Source organism: Halomonas elongata (assembly GCF_029081005.1).
GTDB lineage: Bacteria > Pseudomonadota > Gammaproteobacteria > Pseudomonadales > Halomonadaceae > Halomonas > Halomonas elongata_B.
This window is the reverse complement of record NZ_JAJQTQ010000049.1, coordinates 1-8,884: the sequence shown is the minus strand read 5'-3', so window position 1 is coordinate 8,884 and position 8,884 is coordinate 1. Positions and strand designations below refer to the sequence as shown.

The window sequence follows — 8,884 nt, the reverse complement described above, 5'->3', positions numbered from 1 at the left end:
ACGAGCTACGAGCTACGAGCTACGAGCTACGAGCTACGAGCTACGAGCTACGAGCTACGAGCTTCGAGCTTCGAGCTGAAGGGTTGACGGCTTAGAGGGCGGTGGCACCATCCTCGCGTCTCGCGTCTCGCGTCTCGCGTCTCGCGTCTCGCGTCTCGCGTCTCGCGTCTCGCGTCTCGCGTCTCGCGTCTCGCGTCTCGCGACGTCGAAACCTTGAATCGCCGTTTTTCGGCGCCATAATCTGAAATTCCTTGGGTGCCGCGGCGCCCGACCGATAACCGGGACGCCGGCCGCTTGCCCGACCGGCCGACACGACATGGGGTGTCATCTTGTCCGAATCGCTCTCCACCCTCATCGAACGACTCAGCGGGCCGGCCAGCCAGGGGCGTTTCGGCCGCCTGCGCCGCGGCATCGAAAAGGAGGGATTACGCGTCGACGCCGAAGGTCGTATCGCCCAGACGCCGCATCCCGCCGATTTTGGCTCGAAGCTGACCCATCCGCATATCACCACGGATTACTCCGAGGCCTTGCTCGAGTACATCACGCCGGTCTACAGCCGGCCCGAGGACGCCCTCGCGTTTCTCGCCGACCTGCATCGGTTCAGCTACCGTCGCCTGAACGACGAGTTGATCTGGCCGGCCAGCATGCCGGCCCGGCTCGACGGTAACGAGAGCATTCCCATCGCCGATTACGGCCGCTCCAACGTGGGCATGATGAAGCACGTCTACCGCAAGGGGCTGGACGTGCGTTATGGGCGCATCATGCAGGCCATTGCCGGCGTTCACTACAATGTTTCCTTGCCGGATGATTTCTGGTCGTTGCTCAAGACCCTGGATGGCAATGAGCAGACGTCCATGCAGGACTACCGTTCGTCGCGTTACTTCGACCTGATTCGCAACTTCCGTCGCCATAGCTGGTTGCTGCTGTATCTGTTCGGCGCCTCGCCGGCGGTGGATCGCAGCTTCCTGCCCGATGGGCGTGTACCCGAGGGGCTGAAGCCCCTCGGTGAAAAGACCCTGGTGTCGCCTTACGCGACCAGCCTGCGCATGTCCGATCTGGGGTACCAGAACAAGGTGCAGGCGCAGCTCAAGATCTGCTTCAACTCGCTGTCCAACTACGTCAATACGCTGCGTCATGCCATCTCGACCCCCTGGCCCGACTATGGCGCGCTGGGTGTCAAGGGAGACAGCGACGACTGGCGACAGCTCAATGCCAATATCCTGCAGATCGAGAACGAGTACTACAGCGACATTCGGCCCAAGCGGGTCGCGCGGCACGACGAGACGCCGAGTCAGGCACTGGAGGCGCGGGGCGTCGAGTATATCGAGGTGCGGTGCCTCGACCTTGATCCCTTCGATCCCCTGGGCTTCGATGCGACGCGAAGCCGCTTCGTCGATACCTTCCTGATGTGGTGCCTGCTCTCGGAGAGCCCCTGGATCAGCGACGAGGAATGCGAGCATCTCGACGACAATCGCCGGCTGGTGGTGTCGCGAGGGCGCGATCCTGAGCTGCGCCTGGACCATCATGGTCGCAAGCGTTCCATCGCCGACTGGGGACACGATATCTTCGCCGAGCTGCGCGAGGTCGCCACGCTGCTCGATCGATTGGAAGAGGGCGCCCCGCATGCCGAGGCCCTGGCTGAGTTGACGCCCTGGCTCGATGACCCGTCCTTGACCCCCTCCGGTCGGCTGCTGGCGCGCCTGGAGCAGGGTGACGAGGAATTCGTCGACGTCGTCATGGCCTTGGCCCGGGAACAGGCCGATCACCTGCGCGACGAGCCCATCGGGCCTGCCCGTTCGGCGCTATTCGACCAGTTGGTGGATACCTCTCAGCAGCAGCAGGGAGAGATCGAAGCGTCGGAGAGTGAAAGTTTTGGTGACTTCCTGGCCGACTATTTCGATCGTGCCCGGGAGTCCCGGGCCTTGACGCCATTGCGGGCCGCAGGAGGCCAATCATGATCATGGAACTCGACGAGTGGAGCGTGCGTCGCTGGAGCCTGGCGGGGCTGGCATTCTGCGTGCTGATGATGGCGGTAGCCCTGGGGCTGGAGCACGGGGCCGGCCTGGAGCCCTGCCCGCTGTGTATCTTCCAGCGCGTGGCGGTGATCGCTGCCGGAGCCGTCTTCGCGCTTGCCGCCTGGCATGACCCCAGGGGACGTGCCGGCGCGGCGATCTATGGACTCCTGGGCCTGGTGGCGGTCGGTGCCGGTATCGGCCTGGCCGGTCGCCATCTGTGGCTGCAGTCGTTGCCGGCGGATCAGGTACCGAGCTGCGGCCCGGGACTGGACTACATGATGGAGATCCTGCCGCTGCGAGAGGTACTGGCCACGGTGCTGACCGGCTCCGGTGAGTGCGCCGAGGTCGGCGCGAGCCTGCTGGGCCTGTCGTTGCCCGGCTGGACGCTGATCGGATTCGTGGCGCTGATGCTGGCACCGCTGGGCTTGTTGGCGAAGTCGCTGCGGCGCGATCATGGCTATCGTTGGCAGGGGGTGCCCGGTCGGGATTGACAGTGCCTCCGGCAAAGGTGAGTCTGTTTCCAGGGTCGGCGGTTCATTCTAGGGAGACACCCATGCTGGAAGACTGCAAGAACGCGCAGGAACGCTGGGGGGGCGTTCATCAGTTGATCGATCGCTGGCTTTCCGAGCGGCGGGCGCTGCTGACGAATTTCCGCGAACTTCACGAGACTTGCGACGCCGATCTCGAAACCTTGAGCAAGGCGCGCATCGATGCCTTCAGTGAGCTACTGATGGATTACATCAGCGCCGGTCACTTCGAGGTCTATCCCCAGCTGCGGGCCGAAGCCGAGGCGTTCGAGGATAATGCCGCCCTGGCACTGGCAGATAGCCTGCTGGAGCGTCTCGACATGTCCACCGAACTGGTGCTGGCCTTCGACGAAGACTATGCCAGCGCCACGCGCTGCGAATACCACATGGCCCGTTTGCCCGCCTGGCTCGATCGTCTGCAGAAGGGACTCACCGAACGCTTCTCCCTGGAAGACCGGCTGATCGGTCGCCTGCACGCCGCCCACGCCCCCGACGCCGCCCGTGCCGAAGTGCACGCCGGAAGCTCGCCGGGGGCCTGAAGGCCCCACTTGACCCGAGAGGGGTTGGGGGTACGCTGCCTTCGAGCTTCGAGCTTCGAGCTTCGAGCTTCGAGCTTCGAGCTTCGAGCTTCGAGCTTCGAGCTTCGAGCTACGCTGCCTTGGGGTTGCCCTTCGAATCTCGTGGCTCGATGCTCGCAGCTTACAGCTTACAGCTTACAGCTTACAGCTTACGGCTCTTCCTCCCTCCTGGCCCGAGTACCAGCATGCAGGGTGTCAGCAGCAGTGTCAGTCCCGTGGCGAAGGTCAGGCCGCCGGCGATGGCGCTGGAGAGTTGTCCCCACCATTGGGTCGAGGGCGCTCCCAGGCCGAGCCTGGGGGTGAAGAGGTCGACGTTGATCTCGAGCACCATCGGCATCAGGCCGAGTACCGTGGTCACGGCGGTGAGCAGCACCGGCCGCAGGCGTAGTCCGCCCGCCTGGAGCGCGGCCTCGACCGGCGACAGGCCGTCGTTGCGAAGCTGGTTGAAGGTGTCGATCAACACGATGTTGTTGTTCACCACGATGCCGGCCAGGGCGATGATGCCCATGCCCACCATGACGATGCCGAAGGGCTGTCCATTGACCAGCAGGCCGAGCAATACGCCGGCGGTGGAGAAGACGATGGCCGACAGAACCAGCAGCGTCTGGTAGAGGCTGTTGAACTGGGTGACCAGGATCAATGCCATCAGGCAGATCGCCACCAGGAAAGCCATGACCAGGAAGTTCATGGCCTCCTGCTGATCCTCCTGCTCCCCGGCGACCTGGACGCTGACCCCGTCGGGCAGTTCCTCCATGGCCCCGGTCAGGGCGCGAAGGCGCTCGTCGGGGCGCTCGCCTGCCGCGACATCGGCCTCCAGGGTGATGGCGCGGCGCCCATCGATGCGGTGCAGTGTACTGACCTTGGGGGCCGGCTCGATGCTGACGAAGTTCGAGATCGGGACCTGGCCTCGGGAGGTATTCAACGTCAAGCGGTCGAGCTGATCCAGGGTGCGCGAATTTTCCGGCAGACGCACCCGGATATCGACCTCGTCATCGACCCCGGCGGGGCGGTAGCTGGCCACCTGCAGGCCGGTGGTGAGCAGTTGCACGGCGCTGCCGATGGTGGCCACATCGGTGCCGAAGCGAGCAGCGGCCTCGCGGTCGACCCTGACGCGCCATTCCACGCCGGGCAGGCTGCGGTCGTCCTCGATGTCACGGAAGCCGCCGAGCTCGTTCATGGCCTGGCGCAGGGAGGCCACGGCCGACTCGGCCTGTTCGGTGGTGGTCGCACCGACCTCCAGCACGATGGGCTTGCCGGCGGCCGGCCCTTGTTCCTGCTCGCGGAATTCCAGCCTCACGCCGGGAATGTCGTCGGTACGTTCGGCCATGTCGGCGAGGATATCGCTGGCCGGTCGTCGCTCGTGCCAGTCGATCAACTGGAATTGCAGGACCCCGATGACATCGGCGCCGAGCTGCTGGTCGGGGTTGGAGAAGGAACGGGCATAGAGGGCCTGGATCTCGCTCATGTCGGTAAGGCGCGCTTCGACCCGCTGGACGATGGCATCATTTTCCCTGGCGGAGAAGTCGCCCCTGGAGTGGACGAGGATCTGGGCACTGTCGGGCTCCACGCTGGGGAAGAACTCCACGCCGTGGTTGAAACGGGCATAGGCGGTGTAGGTCAGGGCCATCAGCAGCAGAGCGACCAGCAGGGTAAGCCCCGGCCGGGTCAGCAGTCGGGCCAGCAGGGCGCGATACAGACGACCACCGGAGGTGATCAGCTCGGTATCGCTCAGCGCCCGACCGCTGCGAGCGCCGAATACGCCGCCCAGGGTGGGCAGAAAGACCAGGGCCATGGCCAGGGAAGCCAGCAGGCAGAGGATGACCGTGGCGGGCAGGTATTTCATGAACTCGCCCACCACGCCGGGCCAGAACAGCAGGGGGATGAAGACTGCCAGGGTCGTGGCCGTGGAGGCGATGACCGGCCAGCTCATCCGGCTGGCGGCGTTGATCCAGGCGTCATGTGGTGCCTGTCCTTGACGCAGGTGGCGGTCGGCAAGCTCGCTGACGACGATGGCGCCGTCGACCAGCATGCCGGCTACCAGGATCAGGGCGAACAATACGACCATGTTGAGCGTGAAGCCGATCGCCCAGATCAGCAGGATGCCGGTGAGAAAGGCTCCGGGAATGGTCAGTCCGACCATCAGGGCGGGGCGCAGCCCCATGGCGGCGAGGATCACGATCAGCACCAGCACTACCGCGGTGAGGACGTTGTTGAGCAGTTCCGAGAGCATCGATTCGACCATCTCGGACTGGTCCATGATGGTGGTGACGTCGAGGGCCTTGGGCAGCATGCCATCGGCCTCGTCGAGCAGGTCGTTCACCGACTCGATGGTGGCGATGATGTTGGCGCCGGCACGCTTGGCGATTTCCAGCACCAGGGCCGGCTGGCCATCGATGCGGGCGAACCCCTGGGGGTCCTTGAAGGTGGGGTGGATCCAGCCGACATCGCCGAAGGTCACGACTCGATCGCCGTCCACCTTGACCGGCATCTTCATCACGTCCTCGAGCTGCTCGATCACCCCGGGCACCTTGAGTGCCAGGCGTCCGGCGCCGGTGTCCAGGCTGCCGGCCGCCACCAGTCGATTGTTGCGGCTGACTCGGTTGAACAGCGTCTCGAAATCGACGCCGTAGCTGTCCAGCACCAATGGGTCGACGACGATTTCCAGCAGGTTTTCCCGATCGCCGCCGATGTCCACCTCGAGCACCTCGGGGATGCCTTCGATCTCTTCCTTGAGACGGCGTGCCACGGCGACGCGCCGACTTTCCTCGATCGGTCCGGAGAGGCCGATGGAGAGTACCGGGAAGAGTCCGACGTTGACCTCGATGACACGAGGTTCCTCGGCCTCGTCGGGCAGGTCGGCCTTGGCGATGTCGACCTGCTCGCGCACATCGGTCAGGGCCTGGTCGGGATCGAAGCCGGGATCGAACTCCAGATTCAGGGAGGCATGCCCTTCGCCGGCCTGGGCGGTCAGCTTGCGCAGCCCCTCGATACTGCGCAGCTCCTGCTCCATGGGGCGGACCAGCAGGCGCTCGGCGTCTTCCGGACTGACGCCTTCCAGCGTCATCGACACGTAGATGATGGGGATGGGAATGTCCGGGTTGGCTTCCTTGGGCACTGCCTGCCAGGCCCCGAGCCCGGCCAGCAAGAGAGCGATCAGTAACAGCAGGGTGGTGCGCGAGCGGTCCAGCGCCGCCGAGATCAGCGTGCGCATGGTCAGGGCCGCTCCGCATCGGTCGGGACATCGGTCTCGTCGGCAGTCACCGGCGTGACGGCCTCGCCGGGATCGACGAAGCCGCCGCCCAGCGTGATCAGTCGAATCCGTTCGGGAAGACCGGTGACGCGGGCTTCCTCGTCGTCACTGCTGATCAGCTCGATGGTGTCGCGAACCACCCGGTCCTGGTCGTCAAGGTGCTCGATGGCCAGTTGACCTTGTTCGTCGAGAACCAGCAAGGCCGGCGAGAGGCGGTGCACACGGCGAGACGGCAGCGTCAACTCGATGGTGGCGCTGGCGCCGGCCAGCCGACGCTGCTCGGGATTGGCCAGCTCGACCTCGATGGCGAAGCTGCGCGTGGCATCGTCGGCCTGGCTGGCGACATGGGTGAGCTCGCCCTCGAGCGTCGAGTCGTCGAGCAGGCGTACCCGGGCGGGCAGGCCCGGTTCCAGCGACAGGGCCTTGCGCTGTGGCACCCAGGCCTTGGCGACAAGTCGTGACGCGTCGACCAGGCGCCCCCAGCTTTCGCCCGCCTGGAGCAGCTCGCCCGGGTCCACGTCGATCCGGTCCAGCACGCCGGCGAAGGGGGCCTTGATATGGGTGTCGTCCCGTTGCTGGCGCAGATCGGCGAGTTCGGCGGCGGCGGCGCTCACCGCGCTCTGGCGGCGCAGTAGCTCGGGGTTGGAGATGAGCTCGCGATCGCGTAGCCCGCGGGCACCGGACAGCTCGGCGCGGGCCAGGGCCAGTTCCGCTTCGGCCTGTTCCAGGCGCTCGGGCAGGGCATCCTGTTCGAGTCGCAGCAATTCGTCACCGCGCTCGACGCGCCCTCCCAGCGCCACCGGGAGCGCTTCCACGCGGCCGGAACCCCGGGCGCGCAACTCGAGTTCGCGGTATGCCTCGATATGCCCCTGGACCACCAGTGACGGTGCATAGGGTTCCGCATGGCGCGTTTCGACCTCGACCCGGGGCAGTGGCGGTGTCTCGGCCTCTGTCGACGGCGGCGGGTCATCGCGAAAGCTCGATAGATCACCGAAGGCGAGCCATAGCAGCAAGGCGAGGCCAAGCGCGATGGCCAGCAGGACGGAAGTGGCGGGGCGTCGGCGCGGCATTCGGACCTTCCCTGGTGGGTCACGAAACATCATGAGCGGAGGACGAAATCATCTCAGCATAGCGGCGTCGAGGAAAGCGTGCCGTCGCGTGGCGTGCGTCTCATCTCAGGTCGAATTGAGTTTTGTGCACTGCAGGCATACCATTTCCTCGGTTCGAATCCCGGCCAAGGCGGGTCCCTGGCCCGCCTGGTTCATCCTCACGGCGACAACCGAAGGAGCCACGATGAAAGACCCCGTCCGTATAGCCATTACCGGTGCCGCAGGCCAGATCAGTTATTCCCTGGCGTTCCGCATCGCGTCCGGTGACATGCTGGGCAAGGACCAGCCGGTCATCCTGCAGCTGCTCGAGATCCCGCCGGCCATGGACGCCCTCAACGGCGTGGTGATGGAGCTCAACGATTGTGCCTTCCCGCTGGTGCAGGACATCGTCGCCTCCGACGACCCGAATGTCGCCTTCAAGGATGCCGACTTTGCCCTGCTGGTCGGCGCGCGTCCGCGCGGTCCGGGCATGGAACGCAAGGATCTGCTCGAGGCCAACGCCGCCATCTTCTCCGTGCAGGGCAAGGCATTGAACGATCATGCCAGCCGCGATGTGCGTGTGCTGGTGGTGGGCAACCCGGCCAACACCAACGCCCTGATCGCTTCCTGCAACGCCCCCGATCTGGACGCCGGCCAGTTCACGGCGATGATGCGCCTCGACCATAACCGTGCCAAGACCCAACTGGCTCAGAAAACTGGCAAGCACGTCAACGATGTCGACTCCATGATCGTCTGGGGCAACCACAGCGCGACCCAGTACCCGGATCTGGCCCACTGCAAGGTGGATGGCAAGCCGGCGCTCGACCTGGTCGATCAGGACTGGTACGAGAACGACTTCATCCCCACCGTGCAGCAGCGTGGTGCCGCCATCATCAAGGCGCGTGGCGCTTCCTCCGCCGCGTCTGCCGCCTCCGCGGCGATCGACCACATGCGCGACTGGGCGCTGGGCAGCGACGGCATCGTCAGCATGGGGATTCCCGCCGATGGCAGCTATGGCATCGAGCCGGGCATCATGTATTCCTACCCGGTGGTCTGCCAGAATGGCAAGTACGAGATCGTTCAGGACCTGGAGGTCGGCGACTTCAGCCGTGATCGGATGAATGCCACCGAGCAGGAGCTGCGCGAAGAGCGGGCAGCCGTCGAGCATCTGCTCGGCTAGGCTTGAAGCCTGAAGCTCGAAGCTGGAAGAAAAAACACCCCCGTAGCAGTGCTGCGGGGGTGTTTGCTATGGGGTGCGGCAAGCTGATGCTGCTTTCCAGCCACGAGCCACGAGCCACGAGCCACGAGCCACGAGCCACGAGCCACGAGCCACGAGCCACGAGCCACGAGCCACGAGCCACGAGCCACGAGCCACGAGCCACGAGCCACGAGCCACGAACCACGAACCACGAGCCACGAGCCACGA

The 8,884-nt window shown here is 65.3% G+C and carries 6 protein-coding genes; 4 read left to right on the top strand and 2 right to left on the bottom strand.

The window, feature by feature from the left end:
* Positions 1–329 precede the first annotated feature (329 nt).
* The 3 genes from gshA to rsd all read left to right on the top strand — a co-directional run bounded on the left by gshA (position 330) and on the right by rsd (position 3,081).
* On the top strand, positions 330–1,958 hold the full coding sequence (gene gshA, locus LU493_RS19260) for a glutamate--cysteine ligase (protein WP_275289431.1): 1,629 nt from the start codon (positions 330–332) through the stop codon (positions 1,956–1,958).
* Positions 1,955–2,506, top strand: a complete 552-nt coding sequence (locus tag LU493_RS19255; protein WP_275289430.1) for a disulfide bond formation protein B — start codon at positions 1,955–1,957, stop codon at positions 2,504–2,506. The genes gshA and LU493_RS19255 overlap by 4 nt, the downstream gene beginning before the upstream one ends.
* A 62-nt stretch (positions 2,507–2,568) precedes the next feature.
* On the top strand, positions 2,569–3,081 hold the full coding sequence (gene rsd, locus LU493_RS19250) for a sigma D regulator (RefSeq protein ID WP_275289429.1): 513 nt from the start codon (positions 2,569–2,571) through the stop codon (positions 3,079–3,081).
* A gap of 181 nt (positions 3,082–3,262) precedes the next feature.
* Here the strand turns inward: rsd and LU493_RS19245 are convergent, their stop codons facing one another.
* Both LU493_RS19245 and LU493_RS19240 read right to left on the bottom strand, forming a co-directional pair.
* Positions 3,263–6,331, bottom strand: coding sequence for an efflux RND transporter permease subunit (locus LU493_RS19245; protein WP_275289428.1), 3,069 nt, complete (start codon positions 6,329–6,331; stop codon positions 3,263–3,265).
* A gap of 2 nt (positions 6,332–6,333) precedes the next feature.
* A complete protein-coding gene (locus LU493_RS19240; RefSeq protein WP_275289427.1) occupies positions 6,334–7,440 on the bottom strand; it encodes an efflux RND transporter periplasmic adaptor subunit in 1,107 nt (368 codons plus the stop codon).
* Between the two features lie 223 nt (positions 7,441–7,663).
* On the opposite strand from LU493_RS19240, the gene LU493_RS19235 reads away from it, so the two are divergent.
* Complete coding sequence (locus LU493_RS19235; RefSeq protein WP_275289426.1) at positions 7,664–8,638, top strand: malate dehydrogenase; 975 nt, start codon at positions 7,664–7,666, stop codon at positions 8,636–8,638.
* Positions 8,639–8,884: the final 246 nt, after the last annotated feature.